This window comes from Bacillus sp. FSL L8-0528 (genome assembly GCF_038593085.1).
Taxonomy (GTDB): Bacteria; Bacillota; Bacilli; order Bacillales; family Bacillaceae; genus Bacillus; species Bacillus paralicheniformis.
Genome location: NZ_CP151961.1, coordinates 2,589,695 through 2,611,415, shown reverse-complemented (window position 1 = coordinate 2,611,415; position 21,721 = coordinate 2,589,695). Strand labels below are relative to the sequence as shown.

General features: G+C 46.9%; 26 protein-coding genes. 23 read left to right on the top strand and 3 right to left on the bottom strand.

What is annotated here, in order from left to right:
• Nucleotides 1-20: 20 nt before the first annotated feature.
• The 5 genes from gcvPA to MHI30_RS13045 all read left to right on the top strand — a co-directional run bounded on the left by gcvPA (nucleotide 21) and on the right by MHI30_RS13045 (nucleotide 6,175).
• Nucleotides 21-1,367 carry an aminomethyl-transferring glycine dehydrogenase subunit GcvPA gene (gene gcvPA / locus MHI30_RS13065; RefSeq protein ID WP_075752375.1) on the top strand — a complete coding sequence of 449 codons (1,347 nt, stop codon included), beginning with the start codon at nucleotides 21-23 and terminating at the stop codon, nucleotides 1,365-1,367.
• Nucleotides 1,360-2,817 (top strand): aminomethyl-transferring glycine dehydrogenase subunit GcvPB, encoded by a 1,458-nt coding sequence (gene gcvPB, locus MHI30_RS13060; RefSeq protein ID WP_075752377.1) that lies wholly within the window; start codon nucleotides 1,360-1,362, stop codon nucleotides 2,815-2,817. The genes gcvPA and gcvPB overlap by 8 nt, the downstream gene beginning before the upstream one ends.
• 363 nt (nucleotides 2,818-3,180) lie before the next feature.
• The gene (gene opuAA / locus MHI30_RS13055; RefSeq protein WP_075752379.1) at nucleotides 3,181-4,437 is read left to right on the top strand and encodes a glycine/proline betaine ABC transporter ATP-binding protein OpuAA; all 1,257 of its coding nucleotides are present in this window, start codon (nucleotides 3,181-3,183) and stop codon (nucleotides 4,435-4,437) included.
• Nucleotides 4,437-5,291 (top strand): glycine/proline betaine ABC transporter permease subunit OpuAB, encoded by an 855-nt coding sequence (opuAB, locus tag MHI30_RS13050; RefSeq protein ID WP_075752381.1) that lies wholly within the window; start codon nucleotides 4,437-4,439, stop codon nucleotides 5,289-5,291. Before opuAA ends, opuAB begins: the two co-directional genes overlap by 1 nt.
• Nucleotides 5,291-6,175, top strand: coding sequence for a glycine betaine ABC transporter substrate-binding protein (locus MHI30_RS13045; protein ID WP_075752383.1), 885 nt, complete (start codon nucleotides 5,291-5,293; stop codon nucleotides 6,173-6,175). The genes opuAB and MHI30_RS13045 overlap by 1 nt, the downstream gene beginning before the upstream one ends.
• A gap of 154 nt (nucleotides 6,176-6,329) precedes the next feature.
• On the opposite strand, the gene MHI30_RS13040 is transcribed toward MHI30_RS13045, so the two are convergent.
• The gene (locus MHI30_RS13040; protein WP_043054396.1) at nucleotides 6,330-6,743 is read right to left on the bottom strand and encodes a rhodanese-like domain-containing protein; all 414 of its coding nucleotides are present in this window, start codon (nucleotides 6,741-6,743) and stop codon (nucleotides 6,330-6,332) included.
• A gap of 154 nt (nucleotides 6,744-6,897) precedes the next feature.
• Here MHI30_RS13040 and MHI30_RS13035 point away from each other — a divergent pair, with 154 nt between their 5' ends.
• The 3 genes from MHI30_RS13035 (at nucleotide 6,898) to MHI30_RS13025 (ending at nucleotide 9,524) form a co-directional block, all read left to right on the top strand.
• A complete protein-coding gene (locus tag MHI30_RS13035) occupies nucleotides 6,898-7,734 on the top strand; it encodes a biotin/lipoate A/B protein ligase family protein (protein ID WP_075752385.1) in 837 nt (278 codons plus the stop codon).
• A gap of 91 nt (nucleotides 7,735-7,825) precedes the next feature.
• Nucleotides 7,826-8,254, top strand: a complete 429-nt coding sequence (gene mntR, locus MHI30_RS13030) for a transcriptional regulator MntR (RefSeq protein ID WP_003183427.1) — start codon at nucleotides 7,826-7,828, stop codon at nucleotides 8,252-8,254.
• 394 nt (nucleotides 8,255-8,648) lie between these two features.
• Entirely contained in the window at nucleotides 8,649-9,524 is an 876-nt protein-coding gene (locus tag MHI30_RS13025; RefSeq protein ID WP_020452153.1) for a patatin-like phospholipase family protein, read from the top strand.
• Here the strand turns inward: MHI30_RS13025 and MHI30_RS13020 are convergent.
• Together MHI30_RS13020 and MHI30_RS13015 are read right to left on the bottom strand one after the other, a co-directional pair.
• Complete coding sequence (locus tag MHI30_RS13020) at nucleotides 9,521-9,907, bottom strand: SA1362 family protein (RefSeq protein ID WP_048349973.1); 387 nt, start codon at nucleotides 9,905-9,907, stop codon at nucleotides 9,521-9,523. The genes MHI30_RS13025 and MHI30_RS13020 overlap by 4 nt on opposite strands.
• Before the next feature lie 38 nt (nucleotides 9,908-9,945).
• Nucleotides 9,946-10,899 (bottom strand): DUF1385 domain-containing protein, encoded by a 954-nt coding sequence (locus MHI30_RS13015; RefSeq protein WP_075752387.1) that lies wholly within the window; start codon nucleotides 10,897-10,899, stop codon nucleotides 9,946-9,948.
• 251 nt (nucleotides 10,900-11,150) lie between these two features.
• Here MHI30_RS13015 and MHI30_RS13010 point away from each other — a divergent pair, with 251 nt between their 5' ends.
• From MHI30_RS13010 to accC, 15 genes are all read left to right on the top strand, one after another.
• On the top strand, nucleotides 11,151-11,687 hold the full coding sequence (locus MHI30_RS13010; RefSeq protein WP_075752389.1) for a YqhR family membrane protein: 537 nt from the start codon (nucleotides 11,151-11,153) through the stop codon (nucleotides 11,685-11,687).
• A 79-nt stretch (nucleotides 11,688-11,766) separates the two neighbouring features.
• Entirely contained in the window at nucleotides 11,767-12,204 is a 438-nt protein-coding gene (gene aroQ / locus MHI30_RS13005; protein ID WP_048349976.1) for a type II 3-dehydroquinate dehydratase, read from the top strand.
• Nucleotides 12,205-12,219: 15 nt separating this feature from the next.
• Complete coding sequence (locus MHI30_RS13000; protein ID WP_075752391.1) at nucleotides 12,220-13,281, top strand: Xaa-Pro peptidase family protein; 1,062 nt, start codon at nucleotides 12,220-12,222, stop codon at nucleotides 13,279-13,281.
• A 31-nt stretch (nucleotides 13,282-13,312) separates the two neighbouring features.
• Nucleotides 13,313-13,870: an elongation factor P gene (efp, locus tag MHI30_RS12995; protein ID WP_020452147.1), complete on the top strand. Its 558-nt coding sequence runs from the start codon at nucleotides 13,313-13,315 to the stop codon at nucleotides 13,868-13,870.
• Between the two features lie 162 nt (nucleotides 13,871-14,032).
• Nucleotides 14,033-14,314, top strand: a complete 282-nt coding sequence (locus MHI30_RS12990; RefSeq protein WP_075752393.1) for a YqhV family protein — start codon at nucleotides 14,033-14,035, stop codon at nucleotides 14,312-14,314.
• A gap of 91 nt (nucleotides 14,315-14,405) precedes the next feature.
• A complete protein-coding gene (gene spoIIIAA, locus MHI30_RS12985) occupies nucleotides 14,406-15,329 on the top strand; it encodes a stage III sporulation protein AA (protein ID WP_075752395.1) in 924 nt (307 codons plus the stop codon).
• Entirely contained in the window at nucleotides 15,323-15,838 is a 516-nt protein-coding gene (gene spoIIIAB / locus MHI30_RS12980; RefSeq protein ID WP_075752397.1) for a stage III sporulation protein SpoIIIAB, read from the top strand. The genes spoIIIAA and spoIIIAB overlap by 7 nt, the downstream gene beginning before the upstream one ends.
• A 22-nt stretch (nucleotides 15,839-15,860) precedes the next feature.
• A complete protein-coding gene (gene spoIIIAC, locus MHI30_RS12975; RefSeq protein ID WP_003183409.1) occupies nucleotides 15,861-16,067 on the top strand; it encodes a stage III sporulation protein AC in 207 nt (68 codons plus the stop codon).
• 12 nt (nucleotides 16,068-16,079) lie between these two features.
• Nucleotides 16,080-16,475, top strand: coding sequence for a stage III sporulation protein AD (gene spoIIIAD, locus MHI30_RS12970; protein WP_256164082.1), 396 nt, complete (start codon nucleotides 16,080-16,082; stop codon nucleotides 16,473-16,475).
• Between the two features lie 22 nt (nucleotides 16,476-16,497).
• Complete coding sequence (spoIIIAE, locus tag MHI30_RS12965) at nucleotides 16,498-17,703, top strand: stage III sporulation protein AE (protein WP_075752399.1); 1,206 nt, start codon at nucleotides 16,498-16,500, stop codon at nucleotides 17,701-17,703.
• Nucleotides 17,704-17,714: 11 nt separating this feature from the next.
• Entirely contained in the window at nucleotides 17,715-18,344 is a 630-nt protein-coding gene (spoIIIAF, locus tag MHI30_RS12960; protein WP_035338364.1) for a stage III sporulation protein AF, read from the top strand.
• Nucleotides 18,337-19,032 carry a stage III sporulation protein AG gene (gene spoIIIAG, locus MHI30_RS12955; RefSeq protein ID WP_075752401.1) on the top strand — a complete coding sequence of 232 codons (696 nt, stop codon included), beginning with the start codon at nucleotides 18,337-18,339 and terminating at the stop codon, nucleotides 19,030-19,032. The genes spoIIIAF and spoIIIAG overlap by 8 nt, the downstream gene beginning before the upstream one ends.
• A gap of 3 nt (nucleotides 19,033-19,035) precedes the next feature.
• The gene (locus MHI30_RS12950; RefSeq protein WP_178388308.1) at nucleotides 19,036-19,671 is read left to right on the top strand and encodes a SpoIIIAH-like family protein; all 636 of its coding nucleotides are present in this window, start codon (nucleotides 19,036-19,038) and stop codon (nucleotides 19,669-19,671) included.
• A 173-nt stretch (nucleotides 19,672-19,844) separates the two neighbouring features.
• Nucleotides 19,845-20,324, top strand: a complete 480-nt coding sequence (gene accB, locus MHI30_RS12945; RefSeq protein ID WP_075752405.1) for an acetyl-CoA carboxylase biotin carboxyl carrier protein — start codon at nucleotides 19,845-19,847, stop codon at nucleotides 20,322-20,324.
• 11 nt (nucleotides 20,325-20,335) lie between these two features.
• Nucleotides 20,336-21,688: an acetyl-CoA carboxylase biotin carboxylase subunit gene (gene accC / locus MHI30_RS12940; protein ID WP_075752407.1), complete on the top strand. Its 1,353-nt coding sequence runs from the start codon at nucleotides 20,336-20,338 to the stop codon at nucleotides 21,686-21,688.
• Nucleotides 21,689-21,721 lie beyond the last annotated feature (33 nt).

Genomic DNA, 21,721 nt, shown 5'->3' with positions numbered 1-21,721 from the left:
ACCGTGAAAGGAGACTGAAGATGAAGCACCGTTACCTGCCAGCTACAGATCAGGATAAAAAGGAGATGCTTGAGGCAATTGGAGTCGAGAGAATCGACGAGCTATTCTCCGATATACCCGAAAGCGTCAGATTTAAAGGGGAATACCAAATTAAAAAGGCAAAGTCCGAGACTGAGCTCACAAAAGAACTGACGAAACTCGCGGCTAAAAATAAAGATACAGTGACGTACGCCTCTTTTTTGGGAGCGGGCGTATACGATCATTACCAGCCTGTCATCGTGGACCACGTGATTTCGCGGTCGGAATTTTACACGGCTTACACACCGTATCAGCCTGAAATTTCTCAAGGGGAGCTCCAGGCGATCTTTGAATTTCAAACGATGATTTGCGAGCTGACGGGCATGGATATCAGCAACTCGTCGATGTATGACGGAGGAACGGCATTAGCCGAAGCGGCAATGCTTGCTTCAGAACATACAAAAAAGAAAAAAATCGTCGTTTCGGAAACCGTCCATCCCGAATCGCGCGAGGTTTTAGAAACGTATGCGAAAGGACAGTACATCGACGTGGTAGAAGTCCCTGCCAAAAACGGAACAACAGATCTTGCGGCTCTTGATGAAGCCGTCTGCGAAGATACAGCAGCAGTGATCGTCCAATACCCTAACTTTTTCGGGCGAATTGAGCCGCTGAAAGACATTGAACCGATCGCCCATAAAGGGAAAAGTATGTTCATCGTTTCCGCCAATCCGCTGGCTCTTGGGCTTTTAACACCGCCCGGGGCATTGGGAGCTGACATCGTTGTCGGGGATGCCCAGCCGTTCGGAATACCGGCCGCTTTCGGCGGGCCGCACTGCGGATTCTTTGCCGTCACGAAAAAATTGATGAGAAAAGTGCCTGGCCGTCTCGTCGGTCAGACGGAAGATGAAAACGGGAAAAGGGGATTCGTTCTCACCTTGCAGGCGCGCGAGCAGCATATCAGACGGGATAAAGCAACATCAAATATATGCTCCAACCAGGCGCTCAATGCGCTTGCCGCATCAGTCGCCATGACGGCGCTCGGCAAAAAAGGCGTCAAGGAAATCGCATGGCAGAACCTGCAAAAAGCGGCTTACGCAAAAGAAGCAGCTAAACGGGCCGGTCTTGAAGTCGTGTTTGACGGGCCGATGTTCAACGAGTTTGTCGTCAGGCTCAATGAACCTGTCGAAAAAGCGAATGAACGCCTGCTTGAGAAAAATATGATCGGAGGCTACGATCTCGGCGCTTCATATCCGGATTTAAAACAGCACATGCTGATCGCCGTGACAGAGCTCAGAACAAGAGAGGAAATCGATACACTCATGAATGAATTGGGGGATCGCCATGAATAATCAGGATCAATCGCTTATTTTTGAAGTATCAAAAGAAGGGCGGGTCGGCTACAGCCTTCCTGAGCTTGACGTCCCTGAAACAGATGTGACAGACGTCCTTGACGAAGCGTATCTCAGAGACGAACCGGCAGATCTCCCCGAAGTGTCTGAGCTTGATATTATGCGCCATTATACGGCTTTATCAAGGCGCAACCACGGAGTGGATTCGGGCTTTTATCCGCTCGGTTCATGCACGATGAAGTACAATCCGAAGATTAACGAAAAAATCGCGAGAATCCCGGGATTTTCTGCGATCCATCCGCTCCAGGATGAACGGACCGTGCAGGGGGCGCTGGAACTCTTGTACGACTTGAGCGAGCATTTGGAAGAGATCACGGGGATGGATGAGGTCACCCTTCAGCCGGCTGCGGGTGCGCACGGCGAGTGGACCGGGCTGATGATGATCCGCGCGTTCCATGAGGCAAACGGCGATCATAAAAGGACGAAGGTCATTGTTCCCGATTCGGCCCACGGCACAAATCCGGCGTCTGCGACTGTTGCCGGATTTGAAACGGTCACCGTCAAATCGAATGACGACGGTCTTGTTGATCTTGAAGATTTAAAGCGTGTCGTAGATGAAGAAACAGCCGCGTTAATGCTGACCAATCCAAATACGCTCGGCCTTTTTGAAGAAAATATTTTAGAAATGGCTGAAATCGTCCATAAAGCCGGAGGAAAGCTGTACTATGACGGAGCGAACCTGAACGCCGTACTCAGCAAAGCAAGGCCGGGTGACATGGGATTTGACGTCGTCCATTTGAACCTTCACAAAACCTTTACAGGACCGCACGGAGGCGGAGGACCTGGATCAGGACCTGTCGGCGTCAAGAAGGAATTGATTCCGTATTTGCCGAAGCCGGTGCTGGTGAAAAAAGACGGCCGCTATACCTTTGACCATGACCGTCCGCATTCGATCGGCAGGGTGAAACCTTACTACGGAAACTTCGGCATCAATGTGAGAGCTTATACGTACATTCGTTCAATGGGGCCGGACGGGCTCAAAGAAGTAACGGAAAACGCCGTTTTAAATGCGAATTATATGATGAGAAAGCTTGCTCCATACTACGATCTGCCGTTTGACCGGCACTGTAAGCACGAATTTGTGCTGTCGGGAAGGCGCCAGAAAAAGCTGGGAGTCAGGACGCTTGACATCGCAAAGCGGCTTTTGGACTTCGGCTTTCATCCGCCGACCATCTATTTCCCGCTCAATGTCGAGGAATGCATCATGATTGAACCGACAGAAACAGAGTCGAAAGAAACGCTCGATGCGTTTATCGATACGATGATCCAGATCGCAAAAGAAGCGGAGGAAACGCCTGAAGTCGTTCAGGAAGCACCGCATTCAACCGTTGTGAAACGCATGGATGAAACAAAAGCTGCGCGGAAGCCCGTGCTGCGTTATGAAAAATGATAAGAAGCCGGCGGATCGATTTCGCCGGTTTTTTTTATGTGAAAAATAACATCTTTATGTAAACGATTTATTTACTGAATGATAAGGATTTCTCCCGTATTAAATAGTAAATTCATCAAATTTAAAATTAGAAATAAAAATTACATTGTAAAAACGTGATAGTTTCAATGTTTATATGAAATATAATGGTTTAATTTACCTTGAAAGAAGAGGATTATGGAGCATTTAAAAGGATTCACAAGGATAGAGAGTGATAACGATGAATATGAAGGTATGATACAAAATGACAGCGAATATGCCGTTTGTCTCATATGTTATATAAATGTTACGGTATATTAGATTGCTTCATACGGGAGGAGAAATATGAATTCAGACGAAAAGCCAATCAAGATAAAAGTAGAAAAAGTGTCCAAAGTTTTTGGGAAAAATACAAAGAAAGCAACGCAGCTGCTTGCCGATGGCAAAACCAAAAAAGAAATTCTGAAAGAAACCGGGGCGACCGTCGGGGTGAACCAAGCGGATTTTAGCGTGTATGAAGGTGAGATATTTGTCATCATGGGTCTATCAGGGAGCGGTAAATCAACCTTGGTGCGGCTTTTAAACCGGCTGATTGAACCGACTGCAGGACATGTGTACATAGATGGTGACATGATAACAAATATGTCCAAAGACCAGCTTCGGGAAATCCGCCGGAAAAAAATCAGCATGGTCTTTCAAAAATTCGCTCTGTTTCCGCACAAAACGATTCTTGAAAACACAGAGTACGGATTGGAACTGCAAAAAGTCGATAAAAGTAAACGCCGGCTAAAAGCTATGGAATCATTAAAGCTTGTCGGTCTTGAAGGATATGAACAGCAATATCCGGATCAGCTGAGCGGCGGAATGCAGCAGCGCGTCGGGCTTGCCCGCGCATTGACGAATGATCCGGACATTCTGCTGATGGACGAAGCGTTCAGCGCGCTTGACCCGCTGATTCGCAAGGATATGCAGGATGAACTCCTCGATTTGCATGAATCAGTAGGCAAAACGATTATTTTCATCACCCATGATCTTGATGAAGCGCTGAGAATCGGCGATCGAATCGCATTGATGAAAGACGGAAACATCGTTCAAATCGGTACGCCGGAAGAGATCTTAATGAACCCGTCAAACGAATATGTTGAAAAATTCGTTGAAGATGTCGACTTGTCTAAAGTGCTGACGGCCGGTCATATTATGAAACGCGCTGAAACCGTACGCGCAGACAAAGGGCCGCGCGTCGCTCTGACGCTGATGAAAAACCTGGGGATTTCCTCGATTTATGCCGTTGACAAACACAATAGGCTCCTTGGCTCTGTTGATGCTGAAACAGCTAAAAAAGCAGCCGAAAAAAGCCAGACGCTGGAGAGCGTCATCTCAAGAGACATCACAACCGTGGAAGAGAATGCGGTCCTGACGGATATTTTTGAATTGGTCTCTGATGCCAGCATCCCGATTGCTGTCGTCGATGAAAAACAGCGGATGAAAGGGATCATCGTCAAAGGCGCGTTAATCGGAGCGCTTGCCGGAAATGACCGGTATATTAATGCACATTCAGATCATGAACCAGCTCATGAAACTGTTGTTCAGGAGGTGAGATAATGTTTACTTTATCATCGCTTCCCCGCATTCCTTTAGCCGATTGGATCGATCGGTTTGTTGACTGGCTGACGGTATCGTTCGGCGGGGTATTTAACGGAATTGCCAGCGGAGTGGAATCGTTTGTTGATGCGATTGTCCAAGGCTTGGGTTTTGTTCCGCCGGTTATTTTGACCGTTATCTTTGCCGCGCTCGTCTGGCTGATCAGCAAAAGAGGCATTGCGCTGTTTACTTTAATCGGATTTTTTATCATTGATTATTTAGGATATTGGGACGCCATGCTCCAGACATTGGCGCTTGTCGTCACATCCGTTCTGATTTCTGTTATTATCGGCATTCCGGTCGGAATCTGGGGCTCCCAAAAGAAAACGGTTCGGAGAATCGTTACGCCCATCCTTGACTTAATGCAGACGATGCCGGCATTCGTTTATTTGCTTCCGGCCATCTTCTTTTTCAATATCGGGGTTGTGCCGGGTGTTGTCGCTTCCGTTATCTTTGCGATGCCTCCGACAATCCGGATGACGATCTTAGGAATTCAGCAGGTGCCGGAAGATCTGATAGAAGCAACAGAAGCATTTGGTTCAACGACAAGCCAGCGGCTCTTTAAAGTGCAGCTGCCGCTCGCGACGAAAACCATTCTGGCCGGTATCAATCAAAGCATCATGCTTGCGTTGTCAATGGTCGTTATTGCATCCATGGTAGGTGCGCCTGGACTTGGAGAAGAAGTTTACCGGGCTGTTACCCAGCTGCAAACGGGTACCGGTGTAGAAACCGGGCTTGCGATTGTTATTATTGCGATCGTACTTGACCGGGTTACACAAAATATAAAATTGAAAAAAAGCAGGGGGAATGCATAATGTGGAAAAAGATAGCGGGAATCGGCACTGCAGCAGTGCTGACATTGGGTCTGGCCGCCTGCGGAAGCAGCAATAATAATGAAAACGCGTCTGTAGGCGATCAAGTCGGTTATAAAATTACCGGCATTGATCCTGGAGCGGGCATTATGAATGCAACGGACAAGGCGCTTAAGGACTACGATCTCAGCAAGTGGGCTGTAACATCAGGCTCAAGCTCAGCGATGACAGCCGCATTGAAAAAAGCTTACGATAAAAAAGATCCGATCATCATTACGGGCTGGACACCGCATTGGATGTTTGCAAAATACGATCTCAAATACTTGAAAGATCCAAAAGGTTCTTACGGCGATGCCGAAGAAATCCATACTGTTACGCGCAAAGGATTCAAGGACGACCATCCGGGCGCACACAAGCTGCTCAGCCAATTCAGCTGGACAGAGGATGATATGGGAGAAGTCATGCTAGCCGTTCAGGAAGGCAAAAAAGCGGAAGAAGCTGCAGCAGATTTCGTGAAAAAACATCAAGATCTTGTTAAGAAATGGACAAAAGGCGTCGATAAAGCGGACGGCGAAAAAATTAAGCTCGGCTATGTGGCATGGGACAGTGAAATTGCGAGCACGAATGTCATCGCAAAAGTTCTTGAAGACTTAGGTTACAACGTGACGCTCAGCCAAGTAGAAGCAGGCCCGATGTGGACTGGAATTGCAAATGGAAGCGTCGATGCTTCACTTGCTGCATGGCTGCCGCAAACGCATAAAACATATGCTGAAAAATACAAAGGCAAATACGAAGATATCGGTACTAGTATGACAGGCGTAAAAATTGGCCTTGTCGTTCCGACATACATGAAAGATGTCAATTCAATCGAAGACTTGAAAAAATAACGAACAAAGCCGGCGAACCCATTTCGCCGGCTTATTTTTATCTGAAACGTCAACCGCTTCCGCCTGTTTTGATTGTCTGCCGGATATGCTAAAAAAATCCTAAAACGTGAAGACGCTTTAGGATGTTGGCTGCAACTGGAGACAGCTGCGGTTATTAATTTTTCGTTTTAATTTTTCCGCCCCATTTTTTGAACCCGCCTTTCAGGTTGTAAATCTCCTTACAGCCGTGTTTGCGGAGCGTTTGGGCGGCTCTTCCGCTTCTGACGTTGTTTTGGCAGTACAGGTAAACCGGTTTGTCAGGACGGATTTCGCTTTTCCTTTGCTTAAGCTGTGAAAGCGGAATGTTTCTCGCACCCAAAATGTGGCCGCCTTCATACTCGTTCGGCTCGCGCACATCGATGAGCTGCGCTTTGCGATAGCCGGCCCGGAATTCTTCTTCTGTCAAGGTTTTCATAATGCGCTGCTGATAGATGTATGAAACGACCGCGTAGATGATGAGCGCGGCGCAAATCAAGAGAATGATAATGCTGCTGGTAGACAATCTGATCCGACTCCTTTTTGAATTCATCCCGTCTGATAATCGGGAGATTTTTAACGATATGTTAAGACAAATACTATTATAGTAAAGCCTCAGAAATCTGTCATCTGATTCGCCGAATTTATTTTCAATTTTAAGAGGGAATGGTAGACTTATTTTATACCAAAGAAAAAGAGGGTAGGTTATGGAAAAAGAAATATGGCGTTTTATCGATTCGGGACGACAGGATCCCGCTTTTAATATGGCGCTCGACGAGGCGCTCCTTTATTGGCACAGCGAAAATAAGATTCCGCCGACCATCCGCTTTTACGGCTGGAATCCGCCAACGCTTTCAGTCGGCTATTTCCAAAATATCGAAAAGGAAATCAATCTGGATGCCGTCAAAAAACACGGTTTAGGCTTTGTGAGAAGGCCGACCGGCGGAAGAGGCGTGCTCCATGATCAAGAGCTGACCTACAGTGTTATTGTGTCTGAAGAACACCCGGAAATGCCGAAGACGGTGACGGAAGCGTACCGCGTCATCTCAGAAGGTATTCTTGAAGGCTTCAGAGAGCTGGGGCTTGATGCGTATTTCGCCATACCAAGAACGGAAAAAGAGAAACAGAGCCTGAAAAATCCGAGATCTTCCGTCTGTTTTGACGCGCCGTCGTGGTACGAGCTCGTTGTCGAAGGCAGAAAGGTCGCAGGAAGCGCCCAGACGAGGCAGAAAGGAGTCATTCTCCAGCACGGTTCGATCCTTCTTGATCTGGATGAGGACAAGCTCTTTGATTTGTTTATTTACAAAAATGACCGCCTCAGAGAGCGCATGCAGAGAAACTTCAAACAAAAAGCGGTCGCCATTAATGAGCTGGCAAAAGAAAAAGTCACGATTGAAGAAGCGAGCAAAGCTTTTAAAAAAGGGTTTGAAAAAGGGCTTAACATTCATTTGGAGCCTTATGAACTGACAGAAGAGGAAACGGCATTTGTCGCCGATCTCGCCAGGACGAAGTATGCGGCAGATGAATGGAATTATAGAAGGTAATCGGGTGAAAACGTTATCCCGTTGCTTGTTTTTTACATGCACATAGTGTAAACTTGTTATGATTTGAATAGGTGTGATTTGGAGGGATTTGATGACAACACCGAGTATGGAAGATTACATAGAACAAATTTATATGCTGATTGAAGAAAAAGGATATGCAAGGGTCTCAGATATAGCCGAAGCTCTGGCCGTCCATCCCTCCTCGGTTACAAAAATGGTTCAAAAACTCGATAAAGACGAATATTTGATTTATGAAAAGTATCGCGGCCTCGTGCTGACGCCTAAAGGGAAGAAAATAGGCAAGCGTTTAGTATACAGACATGAATTATTGGAGCAGTTTTTACGAATCATTGGTGTTGACGAAGAGAAAATTTATGATGATGTTGAAGGAATCGAGCATCATTTAAGCTGGAACAGCATTGACCGTATCGGAGATCTTGTCCAGTATTTTGAAGACGACAGCAAAAGAATCGACGATTTGAGAAGCGTCCAAAAAAGAAATGAACAGGAAAATCAATAAAAGCCGCCGGGCATCGGCGGCTTAAGATTGATGACAAAATCCCAAAACGAATTTTGTTTTGGGATTTTGTCATTTCTTTTTTTCAGCGTGACCCGCAACCCTTGCAGTCTAGGAAGGCCGAGCATCGGAGCTGATTTTCACAGGATGTGATGACGGCGGCGTTCAGGCAGGACGCCTGGGCAGTTAGTCGCCGATCCTACCTCTATTCGTGAGCACCGACTTAGCAGGCCTGACAACGAATGCGAGGGTTTGTCGACAAGCTGAAGCCGCCGGGTATCGGCGGCTTTTCTCTTTCTGTATCAGTTTTTCCGGCTGCCGCTTTGTCTCATGGTCTTTTTTTTCGGTCCGTTTCTTAAAATGGTGTAAAGCCATCTTTTAAGGGAGGGAGATCGCGATGTACATCGACGGGGTTTTTTCTGGCGGCGGTATGAAAGGGATTGCACTTGTGGGAGCATACGAGGCGCTTGAGAAACGGGGCTTCCGATTTAAAAGGCTGGCCGGAACGAGCGCCGGTTCGATTATTGCCTCGTTTATCGCGGCAGGTTATACAAGCGCGGAAATCCGTCAAATGATGGAAGAATTAAATGAAAGCGAGCTCCTTGACCCGAGATTTTCACTCTTGCCTTTGAAAATGCTGCAATGGGCATCGATTTATTGGCGGCTCGGTTTATATAAAGGAGATAAGCTGGAAAACTGGATTTCCGAAAAGCTGAAAGCGAAAGGTATTTCAGTTTTCGGGGATCTTGAACAGGGAAAACTGAAGTTGATCGCCTCCGACTTATCGAATGGCAAGATGCTTGTGCTGCCTGACGATTTAAACAGATACGGCTTAAATCCAAGGCGTTTTTCCGTTGCCAGGGCTGTCCGAATGAGCTGCAGCATTCCTTATTTTTTTGAGCCGGTGAAGCTCAAGTCCTCCAGCGGCATCAGCGTTGTCGTAGACGGCGGAGTTCTGAGCAATTTTCCGATGTGGCTGTTTACAACAGAAAAAAAACGGCCGGTATTGGGCATCACGCTGATGCCCAATGAAAAAGAGAGGCCGAAGAAAACGATTAAAAATGCGTTCGAGCTGTTCGGGGCGCTGTTTGAGACGATGAAAGAGGCGCATGACGCCAGGCACATTGCCACAAAACATGAGCGGAACATCATTTTTTTACCTGTGGAGGAAGTCTTGTCGACTGAATTCGCGATGTCGGCAGAAAAAAAACTAGCTCTAATCGAGCTAGGAAAAAAACGAACAGAATTATTTTTGAAACAGTGGACGTTTTAAAAGAAAGCCCTGTTTTTCTTTTTGCTTTTTTTGCCTTCAATCACTGTCAGCTGAGTCTGGCTTTTTTTCTTCACCAATACCGGCTTCGATTTATTGATAGACGGTACGCTTCTCAGATGATTAACCTTGCCTTTTATAGAGCGTTTTTTGTGATCCTGAAAACGCTTGTTGGATTGCTTGGCTGCTTTCTTAAAAGCGGCTCCTTCACTGCCCATATCGCGATTGGAAATGCGCCTGATCACGAAATAAATGATGGCGCCGACCGCTGCAAAAACAAACAAGTATTGGAGCAGGCGGCCCGGACTTGTGACGGCGAAATAGACAAACCCAAAAATTCCAAACGCAATAATTAAAGCTGAGACAGGATGTACGCGTTGCTTCATAACTGTCCACCTCCCAAAAAATTAACCAATTCGTTGCATTACATTACGATATTAGAAGGTTCCTTCTGTTCGTCCTCTGCTTTGGTCTCCATATGAAGAAGCTCATTGAAGCTTGCGATGGCTACTTCCACCTGGTCGTCAGACGGCTCTTTCGTTGTTAAAAGCTGCAGCCACAAACCCGGATAGCCGAGCACCTTCAATACGGGGATGTCTCTCAGTTTGTTTGTCAGCTGCAGGACTTCAAATGAAATGCCGAGAACGACGGGTATCAGTGCGAGTCTATTCAAAATACGGACCCAGAGAGGGTCAGTAGGAACAAGCAAGTAAACAAACATGCCCACGATGACGGTGAATAGAATAAAGCTGCTTCCGCATCGGTAGTGCAGTCTTGACTGCCGCTGAACGTTTTCAACCGTGACCGGCAGATTTTGCTCGTAACAGTTTATGACCTTGTGTTCTGCTCCGTGATATTGAAAAACTCTTTTAATAAAAGGAGTGCATGATATGGCGTAAATATAGCTTAAGAGAAGGAGCAGCTTAAAAAAGCTTTCGATCATAATCTGCGCGACGTCCGACTGAAAGACCGGACGGGTGAGCTCCGCTAAAAAAACGGGCACGAGCGTAAAAATAAACTTGCTGAACAAAAAAGACAGGACGCCGACTGCAGCGAGGCCAAAAATCATCGTCAGCTTGGACGGCTTCTCTTCTTTCAATTGATCGTCTAAAGAAGGATCGAGGTCATAGCGTTCGCTCGAAAAATTCAAGTGCTTGGTGCCGTTCGCGCTTGCTTCTATAATCGCGATAATCCCTCTGAGAAAAGGAATTTTCTTTAATTTTTCAAGCACCGGATTGGTTTTCCGAGGCAGCTTGAAAAATTCAATGCTTCCGTCTTTTCTGCGGATCGCGGTTACATAATGGCGCCTGCCGCCGAACATAACGCCTTCGACGACAGCCTGCCCTCCGTATGCGGGCTGTTTTGTTTGATTTGACATTTGCATCAACCTATCTGTATCAATCTATGAGTACATTAACCATTTCCTTACACCTATTGTACAGGAAAAACGCTGAAACCTCTAGATTGACGGGCTCAAAAATTTAAGAAATTCGAACCTCTTACAATGCCAAATCTAATTAAAGTATACCCTTTTTCATGCTTTTTACACTCGGATCTTAAAAATCCGGGAAAGCTGATGTTGGCGAGGCTGTTTTTGGACATACTGGAAATGGAGGTGATCTGGACTGTATGGGTAATGAAGACAATCAAAAACAGCCGGAAGAGCTTGAGCAAAATAAGCGTGAAACTCCGATGACTTTCATCGGAAGGGTGATCACGACTGGCTTTGTCGGCGGAGTGCTTTGGAGTGCAATCGGTGAACTGGCGTACCTTTTTAAGTTCTCCGAAGTCAATGCAAACATGATTCTCCAGCCTTTTGTCATCGGCGATTGGAAAAACGGATTTCTCGGGACGTTTATCAGCGTCCTGCTGATCGGAGTTATTTCTATCGGGGCTGCCCTGCTTTACTACGGCACTTTGAAGCAGGTCAAAGGCATGTGGGCAGGCATTGTATATGGAGCCGTTTTGTGGGCTGTCGTGTTTTACCTGTTCAATCCGATGTTCCCAGATGTTCAGACTGTGGCTGAATTAAAGAGGGAAACGGTTGTGACGACGCTTTGCATTTACCTGCTTTACGGTTTATTCGTCGGCTATTCCATTTCGTTTGAATACAATGAGCTCAATTCTGAAAAGCTGACGCGGGCCCTTGGAGAAACAAGAGAATAGTGCCTGATCAGGAAGCAATATGATAAAATGTTCACTGTAAGTGGACATTTTTTTGCGTGATGAGAAGGGGGAGGCAGAGTTGCCGCATATTTTAATATTGAACGGACCGAATTTAAACCGGCTTGGAAAACGCGAACCCGATGTATACGGTACAGACACATTAACTGATTTGGAGCAAAAACTTTTTCAATTTGCCGAAGGCATTCAGATTGAATTGACTTTTTTTCAATCAAACCACGAAGGGGACCTGATTGATGCTCTTCATGAGGCAGAGGAACAATACGATGGAATCGTCTTGAATCCGGGGGCTTTCTCCCATTACAGCTATGCCATCCGCGATGCGGTGGCTGCAATCAGCATACCGGTGATTGAGGTTCATCTTTCAAACCCTCATGCAAGGGAAGAGTTCCGGCACCGCTCGGTCATCGCTCCGGTTGCAAGAGGCCAGATCACGGGACTCGGCTTTGAAGGTTATAAGCTGGCCATCTGTTATTTTATGAACACAAATAACAAATAGGGGGACTAGTGGACAATGAAACTAAACAAATTGAGAGAGCTTTTCGGAGGTTTGGGCATTGACGGAATTTTGGTGACGAGCAGCGTTAATCTGCGGTACATCACCGGTTTTACCGGATCTTCAGGACTGGCGGTCATCTCAGGTGATCAAGCAGTCTTTATTACAGATTTCCGCTATACAGAACAGGCGAAAGATCAAATCAAAGGCTTTGACATTGTTCAGCATGCCGGCGGAATCGTTCAAAAGGCCGCCGAAGTGATCAAAGAGATGGGGATAAACAAAATCGGTTTTGAACAGGATAAAATGACATACGGAACGTATGCCGCCTACAAAGAGCAGCTTGGCGCAGCTAAACTCGTTCCTGTTTCTCAATCTGTGGAAAAGTTGCGCTTGATTAAGTCTAGTGAAGAGATTAAGATATTAAAGGAAGCTGCAAAGATTGCAGATGATGCATTCAGCCATATTCTGACGGTCATAAAGCCCGGCATCACCGAAATTGAAGTCGCCAATGAGCTCGAGTTTTACATGCGGAGCCAGGGAGCGGATCATTCGTCCTTCGATATGATCGTGGCATCAGGCGTACGCTCAAGTTTGCCGCACGGAGTGGCAAGCGGCAAAGCGATTGAGAAAGGCGACCTTGTGACATTGGACTTCGGGGCTTACTATAAAGGTTACTGCTCGGACATAACGCGTACGGTCGCGGTAGGAGAGCCGGATGATGAGCTGAAGCGCATTTATCAAACCGTGTTTGAGGCGCAGGCTATGGGCATGCGGAGCATCAAGCCGGGAATCACCGGGAAACAGGCTGACGCTTATACAAGGGACTACATATCTTCACAAGGCTACGGCGAGTATTTCGGCCATTCAACAGGCCACGGCCTCGGCATGGAAGTTCATGAAAGTCCGGCGCTTTCAGCACGTTCGGACCAGATGCTTGAAAAAGGCATGGTTGTAACGGTTGAACCGGGAATTTACATACCGGGCAAAGGCGGGGTCAGGATAGAAGATGATATTGTCCTGACAGAGGAAGGAAACGAATCCCTTACCCATTCCGCGAAAGAATTAATTATTTTATAATCCGTTTGATTGGAGCAATAGGAGGATAATCATGATTTCAGTAAACGATTTTCGTACAGGATTAACGATTGAAGTAGACGGAGGCATCTGGCGCGTTGTTGACTTCCAGCACGTTAAGCCGGGAAAAGGTGCGGCATTTGTCCGCTCCAAACTGAGAAATCTTCGCACAGGCGCGATTCAGGAAAAAACATTCCGCGCAGGTGAAAAAGTGGCGCGCGCCCAAATTGAAACGAAAACGATGCAGTACTTGTATGCCAACGGCGACCAGCACGTTTTTATGGATACGACATCTTACGAGCAGCTTGAGCTGAACGAGAAGCAAATCGAACACGAGCTCAAATTTCTGCTTGAAAATATGTCTGTCCACATCATGATGTATCAGACAGAGACGATCGGAATCGAACTTCCGAATACGGTCGAACTGAAAGTTGTTGAAACAGAACCGGGCATCAAAGGCGACACAGCCTCAGGCGGAACAAAACCGGCAAAAACAGAAACAGGCCTTGTTGTCAACGTGCCGTTCTTCGTAAACGAAGGAGATACGCTTGTTGTCAATACTTCTGACGGATCTTACGTATCAAGAGCATAAGAATAACAGCGGGAAAGAGCCGACTTCATTGAAGCCGGCTCTTTTTTTGCTGTCTGAAATCTTTTACCTCTCACAGGCCAAATAGAAAAATCGGAAGACTACTTTTTCAAGGGAGAGCATAGATTGTAATAAAAGAGGAAGTGTTACTGGAGGTTTAAGAACATGAAGCTTTTCTTTGGACAAGTCAATCCGACGGTTTTGACAATGGCGGCGTTAAGGGTTGTATCATCTTTGATCGAACTGACGGCGGCTGTCGTGATGCTTTTGACAAACGACGTCAGAAAAGCCGTGGCGGTCAACAGTATGCTTGCGATGGTCGGGCCGCTCATCTTTATTATTACAATGACAATCGGCATCTATCAGATTGCAGGGCAGCTTTCTTACGCAAAGCTGATTTTGATCTTTATGGGAGTGGTGTTGATCATCGCGGGGATCTATAAATAGTGACACATGATAAGAGAGACCGACTTGTCATAATGTCTTCCTTTGATCATACATTTTTATAGAAGACAAGCAAAAAGAGGAGGGAGTGTTTTTGCATCACATCACAGAGATTCTCCCCGATACGATCAAACGCGCGCTCAGCGGTCTTGGCGACCATGAAATCAATCAGATAGAAGAAATTCGGATTCGGACAAGTCGTCCGCTCGAACTGGTGAACAAAGGAAAGCCGCGCTTTCTCCCTTATGCGGCGACACCTGAAGACTCGGCGCTGCTTTTAAACAGGCTGGGAAATTACAGCATGTATACACTGGAAGAGGAATTGAAAAAAGGATATGTCACGATCAGAGGCGGACACCGCGTGGGGCTTGCCGGCCGGGTTGTCGTCGAAAACGGAGCAGTCAAAGGAATCAGAGAAATATCATCATTTAATATCCGCATTGCCAAAGAAAAAATCGGCATTTCCGAACCGTATGTCCCTCATTTATTTCAAAACTCGTGGCTGAACACGCTGATCATCGGTCCGCCGCAAACCGGAAAAACAACATTGCTCAGAGATCTCGCCAGGCTGATCAGCTCAGGAAGCGGCAACGCGCCTGCCAAAAAGGTGGGAATCGTTGACGAAAGGTCTGAAATCGCAGGTTGTGTAAACGGCATCCCGCAATATCGGCTCGGCGACCGGGCAGACATTCTTGACGCCTGCCCAAAAGCGGAAGGGCTGATGATGATGATCAGATCGATGAGTCCGGAGGTCATGATCGCCGATGAGATCGGAAGAATGGAAGACGCAGAAGCGCTCTTGGAAGCGGTCCATGCGGGGGTGTCTGTCATCGTTTCGGCTCACGGCTGCACATATGCCGATATCGCTAAGCGTCCATCATTGAAAATGCTTCAGGAGCACCGGGTATTTGAGAGAATCGTGGAACTTTCCAGAAAGAACGGTCCCGGCAGCCTGAGCCGCATTTTAAACGGGAACGGAGAGCCGCTCGGCGCGGCGAAGAGGATGTTATCATGCTGAAGCTTTTAGGTGCCGTGCTTATTTTGGCAGCAGCCACATGGACAGGTTTTGAAATGGCGAAGCCTTTCAGGGATAGGCCGAAGCAAATCCGCCAGCTGCTGGCCGCTTTGCAGTCTTTAGAGGCTGAAATCATGTACGGGCACACACCGCTCCTTCAGGCATCAAAGCAGATCGCACACCAGGTTTCCGGGCCGATAGCTTCTTTGTTTCAGACATTTGCAGAACAGCTGGAAAAAGGCAGCGCTTCAGCGGGGACGGCATGGGAAGACAGCTTGGAGAAAGTATGGCCCGAAACGGCTCTCAAAAAGAAAGAATACGAGATTTTACGGCAATTCGGCGAAACGCTTGGCCGTCATGATCTGATTTCTCAGCAAAAACATATCAAACTGGCGTTAACCCATTTAGAGACAGAGGAAGCTGAAGCAAATCTCGCCCAGGCGAAAAATGAAAAAATGGTGAAGAGCCTTGGATTCTTGTCGGGACTGCTGCTGATTCTTCTATTGATGTAATGAAGAGGGGAGCATACACGAAATGGGAGTAGACGTAAATATTATTTTTCAAATTGCCGGCGTCGGGATCGTCGTCGCTTTTCTTCACACCATACTGGATCAAATGGGGAAGAAGGAATATGCCCAATGGGTCACGCTTTTAGGATTCATTTATATATTGTTCATGGTGGCTACTGTTGTCGATGATCTGTTCCAAAAGATAAAAGCTGTCTTTCTATTTCAAGGATAGGGGGGCTCACTCATTGAAATCGTTCAAATCGTAGGATTGGGAATGATCGCCACCTTCCTCAGCTTGATTGTGAAAGAGCAAAAACCGACGTTTGCTTTTATGATTGTCGTTTTTGCCGGATGCACGATTTTTTTATTCTTAGTCGATCAAGTCTACGAAATCATTCGGATGATTGAAAAAATAGCTGCCAATGCCAACATCAACATGATGTATGTCGAAACGATTTTGAAAATTATCGGGATTGCTTATATTGCGGAGTTTGGCGCCCAGCTGACGAAGGATGCCGGACAGGGTGCGATTGCTTCAAAAATCGAATTGGCAGGCAAAATCCTCATCTTAGTCATGGCCGTGCCTATTTTAACCGTCATTATCGAAACGATCATCGGACTCATCCCTTCCATGTCTTAGTCAGAAAGGAGGATTTCCCTGAGTGAAGCGTTTTCTGTTCTGGCTCTTGATCATCGGAATCGTATGCTTTGGAGCGCGTGATGTACAAGCTTCGCCAAAAGAAGCGGAGCCGGCTGGAGAACCCGCCGCGGAAGAATCGGCTGAAGCGATGGCCAGAGAGCAGGCTGAAGGTTTGGAGCTCGACCGGGTCGGGGAGTTCTGGAACAACATTTTGACTGAGTATGGGGGACACCTTCCCGAAAGTCAAAAAGGAAGCCTGCTTGAATTTGTCAAAGGTGAAAAGCACTTTTCGCCTGAGGAATGGGGCAAAGCGCTGTTTTCTTACTTGTTTCATGAAGTGCTGGCTAACGGGAAACTGCTCGGGACGCTGATCCTGTTGACCATCTTCTGCGTGCTGCTTCAGCTTTTGCAAAACGCATTTCAGCAAAGCACCGTCAGCAAAGTGGCTTATGCAATTGTCTATATGGTGCTGATCATTCTTGCGCTCAACAGCTTTCGGGTTGCCGTCACATATGCGAATGAAGCGATCCAGACGATGACAAGCTTTATCCTGTCGCTCGTACCTCTGCTTCTAGCGCTGATGGCGACTTCGGGAGGAGCCGCCTCAGCCGCATTTTTTCATCCGGTCATTCTCTTTCTCATGAACACGAGCGGCTTGTTTATCCAATATATCGTGCTGCCGCTTTTATTTTTATCAGCGATTTTAAGCATTGTCAGCACGATGACGGACCAGTATAAAGTCACACAGCTGGCCCAGCTCCTCAGAAATGCGGCGATCGGCACGCTGGCTGCATTTTTAACCGTGTTCCTCGGCGTCATCTCGGTTCAGGGCGCCTCAGCCGCAGTGACGGACGGCATTACTTTGCGGACGGCCAAATTCATCACCGGAAACTTCATCCCCGTATTGGGCCGCATGTTTACCGAAGCGACGGACACGGTGATCAGCGCGTCTCTCCTGCTGAAAAATACCGTCGGGATACTCGGCGTGGCGATCTTGATTTGCATCGCAGCCTTTCCCGCGATCAAAATTCTCTCCCTCGCGCTCATATATAAAATTGCCGCAGCCGTTCTCCAGCCTCTCGGAGGCGGTCCGGTGATCAGCTGCCTGGATGTCATCAGCAAAAGCGTCATCTACATTTTCGCGGCCATGGCCATCGTTTCGCTGATGTTTTTTTTAAGCTTAACCGTGATCATTACAGCGGGGAATCTGACGATGATGATGAAGTAGGGAGGGATGAGATGGAATTTCTGACAGAGTGGCTCACGAACATTATTCTATTTATTCTGATGGCGATCGTCATCGATATGCTTCTGCCGAATTCGAGCATGCAAAAATACGCGAAAATGGTGATCAGCCTGCTCTTGATCGTTGTGATACTGAATCCGATTTTCTCTTTATTCAGGACCGATCCGGATGTCATCTTTGAGAGGCTTACAAAAAACGGACAAGTTCAGTCAAACGAAATAAAAAATCAGCTGAATTCAGAAAAAAAAGAAATACAAGCCTCACAACAAGCATATATCTTAGAACAAATGGCTGTTCAATTGAAAAAGAGCGCAGAGGGAAGGTTTACAAGCGACAAATACAAGATTGACCGAGTCGCGGTTTCTTCTGACAGCCAGCTGAAAACAGAGAAAGATCTCAGTAAGCATGCGGAAGTCTCGGTATTCATGGAACCGGCATCCGAAAAAACGGTCCAAGCCGTCGCTCCTGTCGAAATCAATACGGATCGCGGCTACCAGCCAATGCGAGAAAGAGAAAAGAAAGAGACGGGGGAAGTCAGAGAACAGCTTGCAGGCATATGGGAAATAAGCCCCGACAAGATTACCGTTCATATTGAAGGGGGAGAACGAAGCGGCAATGAATAAAAGAACCTGGATCGAAAAGCTGATCAGCCACCTGCTGCCAAAAGACGAGAAAAACGGGAAAAAGCTGACGAAATATCACTACTTTCTGCTGCTTTTTGTTCTCGGCGTTTCCTTCATGCTCGTCAGTCAAATCTTCTCTTCCGAACCTTCTCAAGATCGAGCGGCAGATCAGCCGGCGGCTTCACAAAAAGCTTCATCTGAAAGCGCCGGACAGAGCGGTGAGGGTGAAAAGGAAGTGTTCAAACCCGCTTCAGATGACAAACCGAAGGACTCGATCCAAGATTACGAACAGGAATATGAGAATCAGCTCAAAGACATATTGGAAACGATCATCGGCGTTGAAGACGTATCAATCGTCGTCAATGTTGACGCAACCTCATTGAAAATATTCGAGAAAAATAGAAAAACCCAGGAGACTTCAACGAATGAGACAGATAAACAAGGAGGCAAGCGAACGGTGTCTGAAATGTCTTCCGACGAAGAAATTGTCATCATCAAAAACGGAGATAAAGAGACGCCTGTCGTCGTTCAGACGAAAAAGCCCGATATCAGGGGTGTTCTCGTTGTCGCTCAAGGAGTCGACAACGTTCAAATAAAAAAGACCATCATTGAAGCAGTGACAAGGGTTCTTGATGTTCCGAGCCACCGCGTCGCTGTTGCCCCTAAAAAAATGAAGGAGGATTCATAAATGATGCTGAAAAAACAAACGGTTTGGCTTTTAACCATGTTAAGTCTCGTCGTTGTGCTGAGTGTCTACTACATTATGTCGCCTGAAGGAGAAAATGTCGTCACGGTGGATGACAAAGAACAAGTCGCCGCTGAAAAAGAAAAACCGATGAAAGAAGAGCCTGCCAAGGATGGCAAAGAAGACACAGCGCCTGCTAAAGACAAAACTGAAGGGAAAGACGCAAAAGATAAAGAAACGTCTGCGAGTGAACAGAACGGAGAAGTCGTAACAAAAGAATCATCCGGTGATGAAGATTTATTCACGACATACCGCATGGAAATGGACGATCAGCGCAGCAGGGAGAGGGAGGAATTAACCGAAATCGTCAGAAGCGATAAAGCGACGGCAAAAGAAAAAAGCGAAGCTTACGACAAGATGACAGAGCTCAGCGAAGCTGAAGGAACGGAAAAGACGCTTGAAACCCTGATCAAAACAAAAGGCTATAAAGATGCCTTGGTCAATGCAGACGGCGATAAAGTCAATATTACGGTGAAGGCGAAGGAGCATTCGAAGGCCGCTGCCACCGATATCATCGACATCGTCGCAAAAGAAGTGAAAAACTTAAACGATGTGGCTGTGACGTTCGAGCCAGCAGATTGAACATGTCCCGCTTGCAAAAAGCGGGATTTTTTTATGTCTGAGGCCCCTGTTGATGCAGGGCGCTCATGATTGTAGTTGAATTCGGCATTCCTCTCCTGTAAGATGAATATAGTATGTACTTTTAGTACTAACTGATAAATGCGTAAAATCTTTTTCATTAGGAGTGCGATAGCATGTTAAACATTGATGAAATCAGACAGTTGATAAAATTAATTGATGAATCTTCGATAAATGAATTTACATACGAAAACGAAGGATCGAAGGTTGAACTGAAAAAACAAAGCGGAACCGTGCAAACCATCCAGCAAGTGGCCGCAGCGCCTGTTCAAACACCGGCTCCGGAAGCTCCGGCGAAGCAAGCGCCAGTTCAGGATGCGCCTGCAGCAGAAGAAGCCGCAAAAGACGGCGGAAACCTCCACAAAATCACCTCTCCGATGGTCGGAACGTTTTATGCGTCTTCTTCGCCTGAAGCCGATCCTTACGTAACAGTCGGTTCGAAGGTAACAGAATCCTCTGTCGTCTGCATTGTGGAAGCGATGAAGCTCTTTAATGAGATCGAAGCCGAAGTGAAAGGCGAGATCGTTGAAGTATTGGTTGAAAATGGCCAGCTGGTTGAATACGGACAACCTTTATTTTTAGTAAAAGCAGAGTAAGGAGCAATAAGATGATCAAAAAGCTATTAATTGCGAACAGGGGAGAAATTGCTGTCAGAATTATCAGAGCGTGTAAAGAACTGGGGATCGATACGGTGGCCGTCTTTTCCGAGGCCGACAGAGAGGCGCTCCATGTTCAGATGGCTGATGAAGCATTTTGCATCGGACCTAAGCTTTCAAAAGACAGCTACTTGAATATAACGAACATCGTCAGCGTCGCCAAAATGACCGGCGCTGATGCGATTCACCCGGGCTACGGCTTCCTGGCGGAAAACGCCGATTTTGCCGAGCTTTGCGAAGAGGTAAACGTAACCTTCGTCGGCCCGACAGCAGACGCGATCTCTAAGATGGGGACAAAGGATGTTGCCAGGGAAACGATGCAGCAGGCTGGCGTTCCAATCGTACCGGGTTCCAAAGGAATTATTGAAGATATTGAAGATGCGGTTTCATTGGCGCGCGATATAGGGTATCCTGTCATTATAAAGGCAACTGCCGGTGGCGGCGGAAAAGGAATCAGGGTCGCTCGTACGGAAGAAGAACTGATCAACGGCATTAAAATCACTCAGCAGGAAGCGGCCACCGCTTTCGGCAACCCGGGTGTGTACATTGAAAAGTACATTGAAGACTTCAGACACGTCGAGATCCAAGTGCTTGCGGACACACACGGAAATACGATTCACTTGGGTGAACGCGACTGCTCAATCCAAAGAAGGCTCCAAAAGCTGCTTGAAGAAACCCCTTCACCTGCGCTTGATGAAGGAATCAGGGAGCAAATGGGGGAGGCGGCCGTCAAAGCGGCTGAAGCCGTTAAGTACACGGGCGCGGGAACAGTTGAATTTATCTACGATTACCGCGAGCAGAAGTTCTACTTTATGGAAATGAACACGCGCATTCAGGTTGAGCATCCGGTAACAGAGATGGTGACGGGCGTTGATTTGATTAAAGAGCAGATCAGAGTGGCGTCAGGCGAAAAATTAGCCCTCACCCAAGATGAAGTCACTTTTAACGGCTGGGCAATCGAATGCCGGATTAATGCGGAAAACCCTGAGAAAAACTTCATGCCTTCTCCGGGAAAAATCGAGATGTATCTGCCTCCGGGCGGGCTCGGCGTCAGAGTGGATTCTGCGGCTTATCCGGGATACTCGATTCCTCCTTATTATGACAGCATGATTGCAAAAGTCATCACATACGGGAAGACGAGGGAAGAAGCTGTATCAAGAATGAAAAGAGCGTTGAGCGAATTCGTCATCGAAGGCGTTCATACGACGATACCGTTCCATCTGAAACTGCTCGAGCACGAAACATTCGTAAGCGGAGAATTTAATACGAAGTTTTTAGAAATATATGATGTAATGGGATCGTAATTTTAACGGAGGTGAACATATTGAAAGACGACA